This window comes from Klebsiella sp. PL-2018 (genome assembly GCF_019048985.1).
Taxonomy (GTDB): domain Bacteria; phylum Pseudomonadota; class Gammaproteobacteria; order Enterobacterales; family Enterobacteriaceae; genus Klebsiella; species Klebsiella michiganensis.
This window is the reverse complement of sequence record NZ_CP077673.1, coordinates 439,615-454,888: the sequence shown is the minus strand read 5'-3', so window position 1 is coordinate 454,888 and position 15,274 is coordinate 439,615. Positions and strand designations below refer to the sequence as shown.

Below are 15,274 nucleotides of genomic sequence, written 5' to 3'. Positions count from 1 at the left end.
CATGTACTTATCCAGACATCCGACCAGTTATCCAACACGATATCAGGAAATTGCCGCCAAACTGGAGCAAGAGCTTCGCCATCATTACCGCTGCGGCGACTATCTGCCCGCCGAGCAGCAGCTGGCGTCCCGCTTTGAGGTTAACCGCCACACCCTGCGCCGGGCCATCGATCAGCTCGTCGAACGCGGCTGGGTCCAGCGCCGTCAGGGCGTCGGCGTGCTGGTGCTGATGCGCCCGATAGATTATCCGCTCAACGCCCAGGCCCGCTTTAGCCAAAATCTTCTCGAACAGGGCAGCCACCCGACCAGCGAGAAGCTGCTGTCGGTGGTGCGTCCGGCCAGCAGCCACGTTGCCGAGGCGTTTGCTATCAGTGAAGGCGATAACGTCATTCACCTGCGCACCCTGCGCCGCGTGAACGGCGTCGCCCTGTGTCTGATTGACCACTACTTTACCGACCTGCAGCTGTGGCCGGTTCTGCAAACCTTTACCCACGGCTCTCTCCATGACCTGCTGCGCGATCGGCTGGATATCGAACTGACCCGCGTGCGCACCAAAATCAGCGCCCGCCGCGCGCAGGCCAAAGAGAGCAATATTCTCGGCATTCCCAACATGGCGCCGCTGCTGTGCGTGCGCACCCTGAATCATCGCCAGGACGAGCAGAGCGCGACGGAGTACTCCGTCAGCCTGACCCGCGCCGACATGATTGAATTCACCATGGAGCACTGAATGCACTTTGATACCGCAACCCGCCAGCGCTGGATGTCCGTGCTGGCCCACAGTGAACCACAAGAACTGGCGGCGCGGATGCAGACGCTGCAGCTCGCGCCGCAGTATGAGCTGATTCGCGCCCCGGAGACCGGGCTGGTGCAGCTGCAGGCGCGTATGGGCGGCATCGGCGACCGATTCTTCGCCGGAGACGCCACCTTAACCCGCGCCGCCATTCGCCTGGCCGACGGCACCCTCGGCTATAGCTGGATTCTGGGCCGCGACCGCCCGCACGCTGAACGCTGCGCGGCCATTGATGCCCTGATGCAGTCGCCACACCATTTTCACACCCTGATGGAAACCTTGATAACCCCGCTGGAAGAACAACGCAGCGCGCGCATTGAAGCCCGACGCGCCGAAGTCAACGCCAGCCGGGTCGACTTCTTTACTCTGGTTCGCGGAGATAACGCATGACATTACAACCCGCCTTTACCCTGGCTGTGCAGGATGCCCAGCACAGTTTCCGCCGCCTGCTGAAGGCGATGAGCGAGCCGGGAGTGATTGTCTCCCTGCAGCAGCTTCAGCACGGCTGGCAGCCGCTGAACGTCGCCTCCACCAGCCTGCTGCTGACGCTGGTGGATCACGATACGCCGGTCTGGCTCGCTCCCGCGCTGCATAACGATCTTGTCGGCCAGAATCTGCGCTTTCATACCGGCGCGCCGCTGGTTGAGCAGCCGCAGCAGGCGACCTTCGCCGTCGCCAGCGACAGCATCAGCGCCGAGCAGCTGAACGTGCTTTCCGCCGGTACCGTCGTCGCCCCGGAAACCGGCGTCACGCTGGTGGTTCAGCTTGCCAGCCTGAGCGGCGGCCGGATGCTGCGGCTGACCGGCGCGGGGATCGCCGAAGAGCGGATGATCGCCCCGCAGCTGCCGGAATGCATTATTGAAGAATTGACCGAGCGTCCGCATCCGTTCCCGCTGGGAATCGATCTGATCCTCACCTGCGGCGAACGCCTGCTGGCGATTCCGCGCACCACTCACGTCGAGGTCTGCTAATGTACGTAGCCGTCAAAGGCGGCGAGAAGGCGATCGTCGCCGCTCACGCCCTACAGGAACAGAAACGCCGAGGCGAGGGACGGCTTCCTGAAATCAGCGTTGATCAGATTAGCCAACAGCTTAATCTGGCGGTGGACCGGGTCATGACCGAAGGCGGCATCGCCGACCGGGAGCTGGCGGCGCTGGCGCTGAAGCAGGCCAGCGGCGACAGCGTCGAAGCGATTTTTCTGCTGCGCGCTTATCGCACCACCCTGCAAAGGCTGGCGGTCAGCGAGCCTGTCGACACCGCCGGTATGCGCCTTGAGCGCCGTATCTCGGCGGTCTATAAAGATATCCCCGGCGGCCAGATGCTCGGCCCGACCTACGATTACACCCACCGTCTGCTCGATTTTACCCTGCTGGCCAACGGCGAAACGCCGCCGCTGGCGACCGATAGCGCACCGCAGGAAGCGACGCCGCACGTCTTTAATCTGCTCGTCCAGCAGGGACTGGCGAAGCCGGAGCGGGATACCGACGCGCAGCCCGACGATATCACCCGCCATCCGCCGGTTTATCCCTGTTCGCGCTCTTCGCGCCTGCAGCAGCTGGTGCGCGGCGACGAGGGCTACCTGCTGGCGCTGGCCTACTCCACCCAGCGCGGCTACGGACGCAACCATCCGTTTGCCGGTGAAATTCGCAGCGGCTATGTCGCGGTGGAGATCGCTCCCGAAGAGCTGGGCTTCACCGTCACTATCGGCGAACTGCTGATGACCGAATGCGAGATGGTCAACGGCTTTGTCGACCCTCAGGATGAACCGCCGCACTTTACCCGCGGCTACGGCCTGACGTTCGGCATGAGCGAGCGCAAAGCGATGGCGATGGCGCTGGTTGACCGCGCGCTCCAGGCACCGGAGTACGGCGAAGAGGTGGCGGGCCCTGCCCAGGATGAAGAGTTTGTGCTGGCCCATGCCGATAACGTCGAGGCCGCCGGTTTCGTTTCACACCTTAAACTTCCCCACTATGTCGATTTCCAGGCCGAACTGGCGCTGCTTAAACGCCTGCAACGGGAGAATCAACGTGGCTAACGCACTGACCGGCTATAACTTTGCTTATCTCGACGAGCAAACCAAACGCATGATCCGCCGCGCCATCCTGAAAGCGGTGGCCATCCCCGGCTACCAGGTGCCCTTCGGCGGTCGCGAGATGCCGATGCCCTACGGCTGGGGAACCGGCGGTATCCAGCTTACCGCCAGCGTCATCGGGGAAAATGACGTGCTGAAGGTGATCGATCAGGGCGCCGACGACACCACCAACGCGGTATCGATTCGTCAGTTTTTCAAACGCGTGACCGGCGTCGCGACCACCGAGCGCACCGAAGACGCCACGCTGATCCAGACCCGCCACCGGATCCCGGAAACGCCGCTGACTGACGATCAGATCCTGATCTTCCAGGTGCCGATCCCGGAGCCGCTGCGCTTTATCGAGCCGCGCGAAACCGAAACCCGCACCATGCACGCGCTGGAGGAGTACGGCGTGATGCAGGTGAAGCTGTACGAAGATATTGCCCGCTTCGGCCATATCGCCACCACCTACGCCTACCCGGTGAAGGTCAACGGCCGCTACGTGATGGATCCGTCGCCGATTCCAAAATTCGATAATCCGAAGATGCATATGATGCCTGCGCTACAGCTGTTCGGCGCCGGACGCGAAAAACGCATCTACGCGGTACCGCCGTATACCTCGGTTGAGAGCCTCGATTTCGACGATCATCCGTTTACCGTTCAGGAGTGGGATGAACCCTGCGCCATCTGCGGATCTCGCCATAGCTATCTTGATGAAGTGGTGCTCGACGACAGCGGCAAACGGATGTTTGTCTGCTCCGATACCGACTATTGCCGCCAACAGAGCGAGGAGCAGAAAAAATGAGTCATCAGTTACTGGCGGTGAACAACCTGACCCACCTCTACGCGCCGGGCAAAGGCTTCAGCGACGTCTCGTTTGAGCTGTGGCCGGGAGAGGTGCTGGGTATCGTCGGCGAATCTGGCTCCGGAAAAACCACGCTGCTGAAAGCGATCTCCGCCCGCCTGGCCCCGCAGCAGGGAGAAGTGCTGTATCAACAGCGCTCGCTATACGCCATGAGCGAAGCGGAGCGCCGACGTCTGCTGCGCACCGAATGGGGCGTGGTACATCAGCATCCGATGGACGGCCTGCGCCGCCAGGTCACGGCCGGCGGCAATATCGGTGAACGCCTGATGGCCACCGGGGCCCGTCACTACGGCAATATTCGCGCCACCGCCGGACAGTGGCTGCAGGAGGTGGAGATCCCGCCTTCGCGCATTGACGACCTGCCCACCACCTTTTCCGGCGGGATGCAGCAGCGCCTGCAAATCGCCCGCAATCTGGTGACGCAGCCGAGGCTGGTGTTTATGGATGAGCCCACCGGCGGGCTGGACGTATCGGTGCAGGCGCGCCTGCTCGATCTGCTGCGCGGCCTGGTCGTCGAGCTGAACCTGGCGGTGGTGATTGTGACCCACGACCTCGGCGTCGCCCGCCTGCTGGCTAACCGTCTGCTGGTGATGAAGCAGGGCCAGGTAGTCGAAAGCGGCTTAACCGACCGGGTGCTCGACGATCCCCATCACCCCTATACCCAGCTGCTGGTGTCGTCGGTGTTGCAGAACTGAGTGAATGTCCACTCCCCGGTGGCGCTGCGCTTACCGGGGCTACGGATCCCGGGCCGTCTGCGAGCCGGTAGCCCGGACAGGCGCAACGCGCCGCCTCCGGGACTCCCCGGTCGCGCTTCGTGAGTTAATGCATCAGGTAGCCCGGATAAGGCGTTCACGCCGCGATCCGGGGAAATTCAGGCACGATGAGGCTAAAAATGAACGCCATCCGCGTTGAAAACATCCATAAAACCTTTGTTCTGCACCAGCAGCACGGCGTCCGTCTGCCGGTACTCGCCGACGCCTCGCTGACCGTGAATGCCGGTGAATGCGTGGTGCTGCACGGCCATTCCGGTAGCGGAAAATCGACCCTGCTGCGTTCGCTGTACGCCAACTATCTCCCCGATAGCGGCCACATTCATATTCGCCACGGCGATGAATGGGTGGACCTGGTCACCGCCACGCCGCGTAAAGTGCTGGAAGTGCGCAAAACCACCATTGGCTGGGTCAGCCAGTTTCTGCGGGTGATCCCGCGCATTTCCGCCCTCGACGTGGTGATGCAGCCGCTGCTCGAGCTGGGCATCCCGCGCGAAGAGAGCGCCGCGAAAGCCGCCCGCCTGCTAACGCGGCTGAACGTACCCGAACGCCTGTGGCACCTCGCCCCCTCGACCTTTTCCGGCGGCGAACAGCAGCGGGTTAACATCGCCCGCGGCTTCGCGGTCGACTACCCGATTTTGCTTCTCGACGAACCCACCGCCTCGCTGGACGGCAAAAATAGCGCCGCGGTGGTGGAACTGATCCATGAAGCCAAAGCCCGCGGCGCGGCGATCGTCGGTATTTTTCACGACGAGGCCACGCGCAACCAGGTCGCCGACCGTCTGCACCCGATGGGGATTTCAGCATGATTATCAATAACGTAAAGCTGGTTCTCGAAGACGAGGTGATTAACGGCTCGCTGGAAGTGCAGGACGGCAGAATTTCGGCCTTTGCCGAAAGCCAGAGCCGACTGGCGGAGGCCATCGATGGAGAGGGCGGCTGGCTGCTGCCGGGGCTTATCGAGCTGCATACCGACAACCTGGACAAGTTTTTCACCCCGCGACCGAAAGTGGACTGGCCCGCCCACTCGGCGATGAGCAGCCACGACGCGCTGATGGTCGCCAGCGGCATCACCACCGTGCTGGACGCCGTGGCTATTGGCGATGTGCGCGACGGCGGCGATCGCCTGGAAAATCTCGAAAAAATGATCAACGCCGTGGAAGAGACGCAGAAGCGCGGCCTCAACCGCGCTGAACATCGGCTGCATCTGCGCTGCGAACTGCCGCATCACACCACCCTGCCGCTGTTTGAGAAGCTGGTTGGCCGCGAGCCGGTGAGCATGGTCTCCCTGATGGATCACTCCCCTGGCCAGCGCCAGTATGCCGACCGCAGCAAATACCGCGACTACTATCAGGGCAAATATCACCTGACCAACGAAGAGATGGACAAATTCGAAGAGGAGCAGATGGCGCTGGCGGCGGCCTGGTCTCAGCCTAACCGGCAGCGCATCGCCGCCATCTGTCGCGAGCGAAATATCGCGCTGGCCAGCCACGATGACGCCACCTGCGAACATGTGCTCGAATCGCGCCAGCTTGGCAGCGTCATCGCCGAATTTCCCACCACGATCGCCGCAGCGCAGGCGTCGCGCCAGCACGGGATGAACATTCTGATGGGTGCGCCGAATATCGTACGCGGCGGCTCGCACTCGGGGAACGTCGCCGCCCACCATCTGGCGGCCAGTGGCCTGCTGGACATTCTCTCCTCCGACTATTATCCCGCCAGCCTGCTGGATGCCGCTTTTCGCATCGCCGACGACGAGGGCAACGCCTTTACCCTCGCGCAGGCCATTCGTCTGGTGAGCAAAAACCCGGCCCAGGTGCTGGGGCTGCACGACCGCGGGGCGATTGCCGAAGGTAAGCGGGCGGACCTGGTGCTGGCGCGCCGTCACGGCGAGCATATCCATATTGATCACGTCTGGCGGCAAGGCAAGAGGGTCTTCTGATGACAGGGAAACTGATTTGGCTGGTCGGCCCCTCCGGCTCCGGCAAAGACAGCCTGCTGGCGGCGCTGCGCCAGCGGGAGCATCCGCAGCTGCTGGTGGCGCACCGCTACATAACCCGTCCACACAACGCGGGCTGTGAAAACCATATCGCCCTCAGCGAGCATGAGTTTTTTACCCGCGCCGAACAACATCTGTTTGCTCTTAGCTGGCATGCTAACAACAATTACTATGGCATTGGCATCGAGATTGACCTGTGGCTGCACGCCGGGTTCGACGTGGTCGCTAACGGTTCACGCGCCCATCTGCCGCAGGCGCAGGCGCGCTATGCCGACGCGCTGCTGCCCATCTGTCTGCAGGTTTCTCCGGCGGTGCTGCGACAGCGCCTGGAGCAGCGCGGACGGGAGAACGAGACGGAAATCGCCCAGCGCCTGGCGCGCGCGGCGCGCTATACGCCGAACGAGTGTCTGACGCTGAATAACGATGGCCGACTTAGCCAGTCGGTGGATGCCCTGGTTTCGCTGATTCGTATTCACGGCAACCGGCGCGAACAGCAGACTGCCTGAACGCGAGGAGAAGAGATGAGCCTGACTATCCGCTTAACCGGCACCGGCGGCGCGCAGCTGGTACCGGTTTTCGGCTGCGACTGCCCCGCCTGCCGCCGCGCCCGCGTCGACGAAGCGCATCGTCGCCGTCCCTGTAGCGCGGTCGTCAAATACAACAACGCGGTGACCCTGCTCGATGCCGGGCTACCGGACCTGATGATCCAGTGGCCCGCCGGCAGCTTTCAGCAGTTTCTGCTCACCCATTATCATATGGATCACGTTCAAGGCCTGTTCCCGCTGCGCTGGGGCGTGGGCGAACCTATTGCGGTATACGGCCCCCCGGATGAACAGGGCTGCGATGATCTGTTTAAGCATCCTGGCCTGCTGGATTTCAGCCATACCGTCGAACCCTTTGTAAGATTTGAACTTCAGGGATTGCGCGTTACGCCGCTGCCGCTGAACCACTCAAGGCTCACGTTTGGCTATCTGCTGGAGTCGGCCCACAGCCGGGTCGCCTGGCTATCCGACACCGCCGCGCTGCCGGAGAAAACGCTGAAGTTCCTGCTGAATAACCAGCCGCAGCTTATCATTATCGACTGTAGCCACGAGCCGCGCCCGCAGCCGCCGCGCAACCACTGCGACCTGAACACCGTGCGGGCCATTAACCAGATCATCGGCTGCCCGCGGGTGATCCTCACCCATATCAGCCACCGCTTCGATACGTGGATGATGGAAAATGCTCTACCAGCGGGATTTGAAGCGGGATTTGACGGCATGGAGATAGCGCTGGATTAAGCGGGCGCGGCGAAAGCCGCGGGTCGTGCCGCATCAATAATCATCATCCAGCCTGCGCTGGTCGCTTTCCAACTGACGGCGGTCCCGATCAAGCTGGCGCTGGCGCTCGTCAAGTTCGCGTCGGCGATCCTCAAGCTGTCGCCGCCGGTCGTCATACTGCCGCTGGCGATCGGCGCTCTGCTGGCGGCTGTCCTGATAGCGCCCATCATCATAGTCATCATCGTCAGACCGGCTATCGCCCGGATGGTAAGCATCATTAATGGCCTGCTGAATATTGCCGATCGCGTCGTCAATCATATCGGCGTGCGCCAGCTGGCCGGCGAGGGACAAGGTGCAGATAAGCAAAGCGGTAGAGTAACGTTTCATAAAGCCAGTCTCATCGGGGGGCTGGCTCTACGTTAATCAAGGGCTATCGCCGGGAGTAGCGGAGGAATCTCAAATCCGCTGCTGTTCAATCGCGCCGATGGCGTCCACTCGCCCCTGATGTCGCCCGCCCTCAAATTCGGCAGCCAGCCAGGCATCGACGATCATTTTCGCCAGTTCAAGGCCGATCACCCGCGCGCCAAAGGCCAGAATATTGGTGTTGTTATGCTGTCGTGAAAGCTGCGCCGAGTAGGGCTCGCTGCACACCACCGCACGAATACCCGGGTGCTTATTGGCGGCGATAGAGATGCCGACGCCGGTGCCGCAGATCAGGATCCCGCCGTCGACCTCGCCGGCGGCAACGGCCTGAGCGACGGCGCTGGCATAGCGCGGATAGTCGGTACGTTCCGTGGACCATGCGCCTTTATCTACGACGTCAATACCGCGCTGGCGCAGATGCGCAAGAATATCGTCTTTCAGGATAATCCCGACGTGATCGCAGCCAAATGCAATCCTTTTCATACTTAGCCTCGCCTGTTGTTAACTTTACAAGGATGGTTAGCGTTGTGATTTAAACGCCTAAAAATGCCCCAGGAAACGCTGAAAACAGCATCGTCAGGCTCCTTTCTACACGGGCAAATTTTACAAATCAAGACGAAAGCGTTATTTAACATGATTTTCACCTTGCAAAAAAAGAACTAAAAAAAACAGTAATTCACTGATTTATAATGAATTTATAAGAAATTAAGATAAAATCAACATTAACAAAACTTCACGATAAACATAACTTTATAAAAAACATAATTTTGTGAAGTTGGTGGTATCTTTTTTGTTTCGCCTGTGGTGATATAGTGTCGTCTTCATTTTATGGACAATGAGAAAGCGATGAGTCAGACAGAATCCAGTTCGCTCCCTAACGGCATCGGCCTTGCCCCCTGGCTTCGCATGAAGCAGGAAGGGATGACCGAAAACGAGAGCCGTATCGTTGAATGGTTGCTTACCCCCGGCAATCTCAGCGATGCGCCGGCAATCAAGGACGTCGCGGAAGCGCTGTCGGTATCAGAAGCCATGATCGTTAAGGTTTCTAAGCTGCTGGGGTTTAGCGGTTTTCGTAACCTGCGCAGCGCGCTGGAGGCCTACTTTTCGCAGTCTGAACAGGTGTTACCGACCGAACTCTCCTTTGATGATGCGCCGCAGGATGTGGTGAATAAGGTATTCAACATCACCCTGCGCACCATTATGGAAGGCCAGTCGATCGTGAACGTCGACGAAATTCACCGCGCGGCGCGCTTTTTTGCCCAGGCCAACCAGCGCGACCTGTACGGCGCGGGCGGCTCCAACGCCATCTGCGCCGACGTGCAGCATAAGTTTTTACGCATCGGCGTACGCTGCCAGGCCTACCCGGACGCGCATATCATGATGATGTCCGCCTCGCTGCTGAAGGAAGGCGATGTCGTGCTGGTGGTCTCGCACTCCGGGCGCACCAGCGATATCAAATCAGCGGTGGAGCTGGCGAAAAAGAACGGGGCGAAAATTATCTGTATCACCCATAGCTATCATTCGCCGATTGCCAAGTTAGCTGATTTTATTATTTGTTCGCCAGCACCAGAGACGCCTTTATTAGGGCGTAACGCCTCAGCGCGTATATTACAACTCACATTATTAGATGCGTTTTTTGTTTCCGTTGCACAGCTCAACATTGAGCAAGCGAATTTAAATATGCAAAAAACTGGCGCGATTGTTAATTTCTTTTCACCCGGCGCGCTTAAATAAAAAACCGATCCCACACTGGTGGGATCAATATAACTGTATCCTACACTGAGAATACTGCCATGAATAAATATCTGAAACTTTTCAGCGGCACGCTCATGGGCGTAATGTTATCCACCAGCGCCTTTGCCGCCGCCGATTATGCTGTGGTATTAAAAACCTTATCCAATCCATTTTGGGTGGATATGAAAAAGGGTATTGAGGACGAAGCCAAAACGCTGGGCGTAAGCGTCGATATTTTTGCCTCGCCTTCCGAAGGGGATTTTCAGTCGCAGCTGCAGCTGTTTGAAGACCTGAGCAACAAAAACTACAAAGGTATCGCCTTTGCGCCGCTCTCCTCGGTAAACCTGGTCATGCCGGTGGCCAAAGCGTGGAAAAAGGGCATCTTTCTGGTCAACCTCGATGAAAAAATCGATATGGATAACCTGAAGAAAGCCGGCGGCAACGTCGAAGGTTTCGTCACCACCGATAACGTGGCGGTGGGGGCAAAAGGCGCGGAATTTATCATCGACAAGCTCGGCGCGGAAGGCGGCGAAGTCGCTATTATCGAAGGCAAAGCCGGTAACGCCTCAGGCGAAGCTCGCCGCAGCGGCGCCACCGAAGCCTTCAAAAAAGCGAGCCAGATCAAGCTGGTGGCCAGCCAGCCTGCCGACTGGGACCGCATCAAAGCGCTGGACGTCGCCACGAACGTGCTGCAGCGTAACCCGAACGTTAAAGCGATTTACTGCGCCAACGACACCATGGCAATGGGCGTCGCCCAGGCCGTCGCGAACGCCGGCAAAACCGGCAAGGTGCTGGTGGTGGGTACCGACGGTATTCCGGAAGCGCGCAAAATGGTCGAAGCCGGGCAAATGACCGCCACTATCGCGCAGAACCCGGCGGATATTGGCGCTACGGGTCTTAAGCTGATGGTCGACGCCGAGAAGAGCGGCAAAGTCATCCCGCTGGATAAAGCCCCGCAGTTTACGCTGGTGGATTCCATTCTGGTGACGAAATAGGTTTGTAAATCCCCTCTTTCTTTGGGAGAGGGGAAATCACGCAGCGGTAATAAAGGAAATTTTCTATGCTCACGCCATATATATCAATGGCGGGGATCGGCAAATCCTTTGGCCCGGTTCACGCATTAAAATCGGTTGATTTAACTATTTACCCCCATGAAATACATGCGTTACTAGGGGAAAACGGTGCCGGTAAATCAACGCTGATGAAAGTATTGTCGGGAATACATGAACCGACCAAAGGCACCATTACGATTAATAACGTTAACTACCACAAGCTTGACCATAAATTAGCGGCCCAGCTCGGCATTGGTATTATTTACCAGGAGCTCAGCGTCATTGATGAATTAACGGTGCTGGAGAATTTATATATTGGCCGCCATCTGACTAAAAAAGTCTGCGGCGTCAACGTTATCGACTGGAAGGAAATGCGCGTACGGGCGGCGATGATGCTGCTGCGCGTCGGGCTGAAGATCGATTTAGACGAAAAGGTGGCGAATCTCTCCATCAGCCACAAGCAGATGCTGGAGATCGCCAAGACGCTGATGCTCGACGCTAAAGTGCTGATCATGGATGAACCGACCTCCTCGCTGACCAATAAAGAGGTGGACTATCTGTTCCTGATCATGAACCAGCTGCGTAAAGAGGGCACCGCCATTGTTTATATCTCGCACAAGCTGGCGGAAATACGCCGCATCTGCGACCGCTACACGGTGATGAAAGACGGCAGCAGCGTCTGCAGCGGGAAGGTCAGCGAAGTGAATAACGACGACATCGTACGCCTGATGGTCGGCCGCGAGCTGCAAAACCGCTTCAACGCCATGAAAGAGAGCACCGGCAACATCGCCCGCGAGACGGTGTTCGAAGTGAAAAACGTCACCAGCCATGACAAGAAAAAGGTACGCGATATCTCATTTAGCGTGAATCGCGGCGAAATTCTCGGTTTTGCCGGGCTGGTCGGCTCCGGGCGCACCGAGCTGATGGACTGCCTGTTTGGAGTCGATAAGCGTAGCAGCGGTGAAATATACCTCAACGGCAACGCGATCTCGCCCCGCTCGCCGCTCGACGCCTTAAAGAAAGGCATGGGGTATATCACCGAAAGCCGCCGGGAAAACGGCTTTTTCCCCAATTTTTCCATCGCCCAGAATATGGCGGTCAGTCAGAGCCTGAAGCGCGGCGGCTACAAAGGGGCCATGGGGCTGTTCCGCGAAGGCGACGAACGCAGAACGGCGGAGGAGCAGCGCAAGCTGCTGGCGCTGAAGTGCCATTCGGTCGATCAAAACATCACCGAGCTCTCCGGCGGCAACCAGCAGAAGGTACTGATTTCCAAATGGCTATGCTGCAGCCCCGAAGTGATCATTTTTGACGAGCCGACGCGCGGTATCGACGTGGGCGCAAAAGCCGAAATTTATAAAGTGATGCGCCAGCTGGCCGATGACGGAAAAGTCATCCTGATGGTGTCGTCCGAACTACCTGAAATTATCGCCGTCTGCGACCGCATTGCCGTGTTCTGCGAAGGGCGACTGACGCAAATCCTGACCAATCGCGACGACATGAGCGAAGAGGAGATTATGGCATGGGCACTACCACAAGAGTGAAAGGCGAAATGGGCGAGAAAAAACCGTTTAACTTCGCGCTGTTCTGGGATAAATACGGCACCTTTTTTATTCTCGCCATCATCGTCGCCATCTTCGGCACCCTGTCGTCAGAGTACTTCCTGACGACCAACAATATTACGCAGATCTTCGTCCAGAGCTCGGTCACCGTCCTGATCGGCATGGGCGAGTTCTTCGCGATCCTCGTCGCCGGGATCGACCTGTCGGTCGGGGCGATCCTCGCGCTCTCCGGGATGGTCACCGCGAAGCTGATGCTGGCGGGCGTCGACCCGTTCCTCGCGGCGCTGATTGGCGGCGTGCTGGTCGGCGGCGCGCTGGGGGCCATCAACGGCTGCCTGGTCAACTGGACCGGCCTGCATCCGTTCATTATTACCCTCGGCACCAACGCCATCTTCCGCGGTATTACGCTGGTGATCTCTGATGCCAACTCGGTGTACGGGTTTTCTTTTGATTTCGTTAACTTTTTCGCCGCCACGCCGCTGGGCATTCCGGTTCCGGTGATCTTCTCGCTGATTGTGGCGGTGATCCTGTGGTTCCTGACCACCCGTATGCGCGTGGGCCGCAACATCTACGCGCTGGGCGGTAACAAGCACTCCGCTTTCTACTCCGGCATCGACGTCAAGTTCCACATGCTGCTGGTGTTCATCATTTCCGGCGTTTGCGCCGGGCTGGCCGGCGTGGTCTCCACCGCCCGCCTCGGGGCGGCGGAACCGCTGGCCGGCATGGGCTTTGAAACCTACGCCATCGCCAGCGCCATCATCGGCGGCACCAGCTTCTTCGGCGGTAAAGGACGCATCTTCTCGGTGGTCATCGGCGGCCTGATTATCGGCACTATCAACAACGGACTGAACATCCTGCAAGTACAAACCTACTACCAGCTGGTGGTAATGGGCGGATTAATCATCGCGGCTGTCGCCCTCGACCGTCTTATCAGTAAGTAAGGAATTTATCATGAAAATTGCTCCCTCTTTAATGTGTATGGATCTGCTGAAATTCAAAGAACAGATCGAGTTTATCGACCAGCACGCAGACTATTTTCACATCGACATTATGGACGGTCATTTTGTACCAAACCTGACCCTGTCGCCGTTTTTCGTCAGCCAGGTCAAAAAGCTGGCCAGCAAACCGCTGGACTGCCATCTGATGGTCACCCGCCCGCAGGACTACATTAGCCAGCTGGCGCAGGCGGGGGCGGATTTTATCACCCTGCATCCGGAAACGATTAACGGCCAGGCCTTCCGCCTGATCGAAGAGATCCGTCGCCACGGCATGAAGGTCGGACTGATCCTTAACCCGGAAACCCCGGTTGAGACCATGAAGTACTACATTCATAAAGCCGACAAAATCACGGTGATGACCGTCGATCCGGGCTTCGCCGGGCAGCCGTTTATCCCGGAGATGCTGGAAAAAATCGCCGAACTGAAAGCCTGGCGCGAGCGCGAGGGGCTGAGCTACGAGATCGAAATCGACGGCTCCTGCAATAAAGCCACCTATCAAAAACTGATGGCGGCGGGCGCGGACGTCTTTATCGTCGGCACATCAGGCCTCTTCAATCACGCCGATAAGATAGAAGACGCGTGGCAGATCATGGCAGAGCAGATCCTGACGGCAAAACGCGAGGTAATGCCTCATGCAAAAACAGCGTAACGTCGTCGCGGGCGTGGATATGGGCGCGACCCATATCCGGCTTTGCCTGCAAACGGCGCAGGGCGAAGCGTTGCACTGCGAAAAGCGGCGCACCGCCGACGTGATTAGCGCCGACGGCCTGGTCAACGGTATTAAAAACCTGCTGCAGCAGCAGCTGACCCAGCACGACGCCCACTGCTGCGGGCTGGTGATGGGGTTTCCGGCGCTGGTGGCAAAAGACAAGCGGACGATTATCTCAACGCCCAATCTGCCGCTGGCCGCCGACGACCTGTATAACCTGGCCGACCGGCTGGAAGCGGCGCTGGGCTGCCCGGTGGAGTTTTCCCGCGATGTGAATCTGCAGCTCTCTTTTGATGTGCAGCAGAACGGCCTGCAGGAGCAGGAGGTGCTGGCGGCCTATCTTGGCACCGGTATGGGCTTCGCGGTCTGGCTGAACGGCGGACCGTGGACCGGCGCCCACGGCGTGGCGGGCGAGCTGGGGCATATTCCGCAGGGCGATGACGCCCTCACCTGCGCCTGCGGCAACCCCGCCTGTCTGGAAACCGTCTGCTCCGGGATTGCGCTAAAGCGCTGGTATGAACAGCAGCCGCGCGCCTATGAACTGGGCGAGCTGTTCGTTCACGCCGCGCGGGAGCCGTTTGTGCAGCAGCTGCTAAACCACGCCGCCCGCGCCATCGCCACCAGCATCAACCTGTTCGACCCCGATGCGGTGATCCTCGGCGGCGGCGTGATGGATATGCCCGCCTTCCCGCGTGACGCCGTCATCGCCATGGTCAAAACCTACGTCCGCCGTCCGCTGCCGTATCAGGCCGTACGCTTTATCGCCGCCTCCTCTTCCGCGTTTAACGGCGCTCAGGGCGCGGCGGCGCTGGCGAGAAGCCGGTATTTAACCTGACCGGGGTAACGCCCATAAGCCCGGACCTGCCTCTTCCCACATCCCCGGCGGCGGTGCTGCGCGCCTGGCCGGGCTACCCGGCCGCGTCACAGGCGCCCGCGTCGACACGTCAAAACTGACGATAGCCTGTTTTTCGTCAGCATTTCGCCCAAAAAAACGACGTATCATCAGTCAATACCCACAGTGAAAACATGGCATAGAAGATGCATA

The 15,274-nt window shown here is 59.1% G+C and carries 18 protein-coding genes; 16 read left to right on the top strand and 2 right to left on the bottom strand.

Annotated features, from left to right (window positions below; all coding sequences use genetic code 11):
• Position 1 precedes the first annotated feature (1 nt).
• The 10 genes from phnF (at position 2) to phnP (ending at position 7,775) form a co-directional block, all read left to right on the top strand.
• Complete coding sequence (gene phnF / locus MKleb_RS02105; protein ID WP_025107669.1) at positions 2 to 727, top strand: phosphonate metabolism transcriptional regulator PhnF; 726 nt, start codon at positions 2 to 4, stop codon at positions 725 to 727.
• Positions 728 to 1,180, top strand: a complete 453-nt coding sequence (phnG, locus tag MKleb_RS02100) for a phosphonate C-P lyase system protein PhnG (RefSeq protein ID WP_004097867.1) — start codon at positions 728 to 730, stop codon at positions 1,178 to 1,180.
• Positions 1,177 to 1,761, top strand: a complete 585-nt coding sequence (gene phnH / locus MKleb_RS02095; RefSeq protein WP_004097865.1) for a phosphonate C-P lyase system protein PhnH — start codon at positions 1,177 to 1,179, stop codon at positions 1,759 to 1,761. Before phnG ends, phnH begins: the two co-directional genes overlap by 4 nt.
• Positions 1,761 to 2,825 carry a carbon-phosphorus lyase complex subunit gene (locus tag MKleb_RS02090; RefSeq protein ID WP_025107670.1) on the top strand — a complete coding sequence of 355 codons (1,065 nt, stop codon included), beginning with the start codon at positions 1,761 to 1,763 and terminating at the stop codon, positions 2,823 to 2,825. The genes phnH and MKleb_RS02090 overlap by 1 nt, the downstream gene beginning before the upstream one ends.
• On the top strand, positions 2,818 to 3,666 hold the full coding sequence (locus MKleb_RS02085) for an alpha-D-ribose 1-methylphosphonate 5-phosphate C-P-lyase PhnJ (RefSeq protein WP_025107671.1): 849 nt from the start codon (positions 2,818 to 2,820) through the stop codon (positions 3,664 to 3,666). The genes MKleb_RS02090 and MKleb_RS02085 overlap by 8 nt, the downstream gene beginning before the upstream one ends.
• Entirely contained in the window at positions 3,663 to 4,421 is a 759-nt protein-coding gene (gene phnK / locus MKleb_RS02080) for a phosphonate C-P lyase system protein PhnK (RefSeq protein WP_025107672.1), read from the top strand. Before MKleb_RS02085 ends, phnK begins: the two co-directional genes overlap by 4 nt.
• A 197-nt stretch (positions 4,422 to 4,618) precedes the next feature.
• Positions 4,619 to 5,305 carry a phosphonate C-P lyase system protein PhnL gene (gene phnL / locus MKleb_RS02075; protein WP_004097859.1) on the top strand — a complete coding sequence of 229 codons (687 nt, stop codon included), beginning with the start codon at positions 4,619 to 4,621 and terminating at the stop codon, positions 5,303 to 5,305.
• Positions 5,302 to 6,438 carry an alpha-D-ribose 1-methylphosphonate 5-triphosphate diphosphatase gene (gene phnM / locus MKleb_RS02070; RefSeq protein ID WP_025107674.1) on the top strand — a complete coding sequence of 379 codons (1,137 nt, stop codon included), beginning with the start codon at positions 5,302 to 5,304 and terminating at the stop codon, positions 6,436 to 6,438. The genes phnL and phnM overlap by 4 nt, the downstream gene beginning before the upstream one ends.
• The gene (gene phnN, locus MKleb_RS02065) at positions 6,438 to 7,001 is read left to right on the top strand and encodes a ribose 1,5-bisphosphokinase (protein WP_014837158.1); all 564 of its coding nucleotides are present in this window, start codon (positions 6,438 to 6,440) and stop codon (positions 6,999 to 7,001) included. Before phnM ends, phnN begins: the two co-directional genes overlap by 1 nt.
• Positions 7,002 to 7,016: 15 nt before the next feature.
• Positions 7,017 to 7,775 carry a phosphonate metabolism protein PhnP gene (phnP, locus tag MKleb_RS02060; RefSeq protein ID WP_025107675.1) on the top strand — a complete coding sequence of 253 codons (759 nt, stop codon included), beginning with the start codon at positions 7,017 to 7,019 and terminating at the stop codon, positions 7,773 to 7,775.
• 33 nt (positions 7,776 to 7,808) lie between these two features.
• Here phnP and yjdP read toward each other — a convergent pair whose 3' ends face one another.
• Both yjdP and rpiB read right to left on the bottom strand, forming a co-directional pair.
• Positions 7,809 to 8,141 carry a DDRRRQL repeat protein YjdP gene (yjdP, locus tag MKleb_RS02055; RefSeq protein ID WP_014837157.1) on the bottom strand — a complete coding sequence of 111 codons (333 nt, stop codon included), beginning with the start codon at positions 8,139 to 8,141 and terminating at the stop codon, positions 7,809 to 7,811.
• A gap of 69 nt (positions 8,142 to 8,210) precedes the next feature.
• On the bottom strand, positions 8,211 to 8,660 hold the full coding sequence (gene rpiB, locus MKleb_RS02050; RefSeq protein ID WP_025107676.1) for a bifunctional allose-6-phosphate isomerase/ribose-5-phosphate isomerase RpiB: 450 nt from the start codon (positions 8,658 to 8,660) through the stop codon (positions 8,211 to 8,213).
• Between the two features lie 363 nt (positions 8,661 to 9,023).
• Here rpiB and MKleb_RS02045 point away from each other — a divergent pair, with 363 nt between their 5' ends.
• The 6 genes from MKleb_RS02045 (at position 9,024) to alsK (ending at position 15,064) form a co-directional block, all read left to right on the top strand.
• Positions 9,024 to 9,911: a MurR/RpiR family transcriptional regulator gene (locus tag MKleb_RS02045; RefSeq protein ID WP_004097852.1), complete on the top strand. Its 888-nt coding sequence runs from the start codon at positions 9,024 to 9,026 to the stop codon at positions 9,909 to 9,911.
• A 59-nt stretch (positions 9,912 to 9,970) separates the two neighbouring features.
• The gene (gene alsB / locus MKleb_RS02040) at positions 9,971 to 10,906 is read left to right on the top strand and encodes a D-allose transporter substrate-binding protein (protein ID WP_025107677.1); all 936 of its coding nucleotides are present in this window, start codon (positions 9,971 to 9,973) and stop codon (positions 10,904 to 10,906) included.
• Between the two features lie 65 nt (positions 10,907 to 10,971).
• The gene (gene alsA, locus MKleb_RS02035) at positions 10,972 to 12,504 is read left to right on the top strand and encodes a D-allose ABC transporter ATP-binding protein AlsA (protein ID WP_025107678.1); all 1,533 of its coding nucleotides are present in this window, start codon (positions 10,972 to 10,974) and stop codon (positions 12,502 to 12,504) included.
• Complete coding sequence (gene alsC, locus MKleb_RS02030; RefSeq protein ID WP_014837152.1) at positions 12,483 to 13,463, top strand: D-allose ABC transporter permease; 981 nt, start codon at positions 12,483 to 12,485, stop codon at positions 13,461 to 13,463. The genes alsA and alsC overlap by 22 nt, the downstream gene beginning before the upstream one ends.
• Before the next feature lie 10 nt (positions 13,464 to 13,473).
• Positions 13,474 to 14,169: a D-allulose 6-phosphate 3-epimerase gene (gene alsE / locus MKleb_RS02025; RefSeq protein WP_025107679.1), complete on the top strand. Its 696-nt coding sequence runs from the start codon at positions 13,474 to 13,476 to the stop codon at positions 14,167 to 14,169.
• Complete coding sequence (gene alsK / locus MKleb_RS02020) at positions 14,153 to 15,064, top strand: allose kinase (protein WP_025107680.1); 912 nt, start codon at positions 14,153 to 14,155, stop codon at positions 15,062 to 15,064. The genes alsE and alsK overlap by 17 nt, the downstream gene beginning before the upstream one ends.
• Positions 15,065 to 15,274 lie beyond the last annotated feature (210 nt).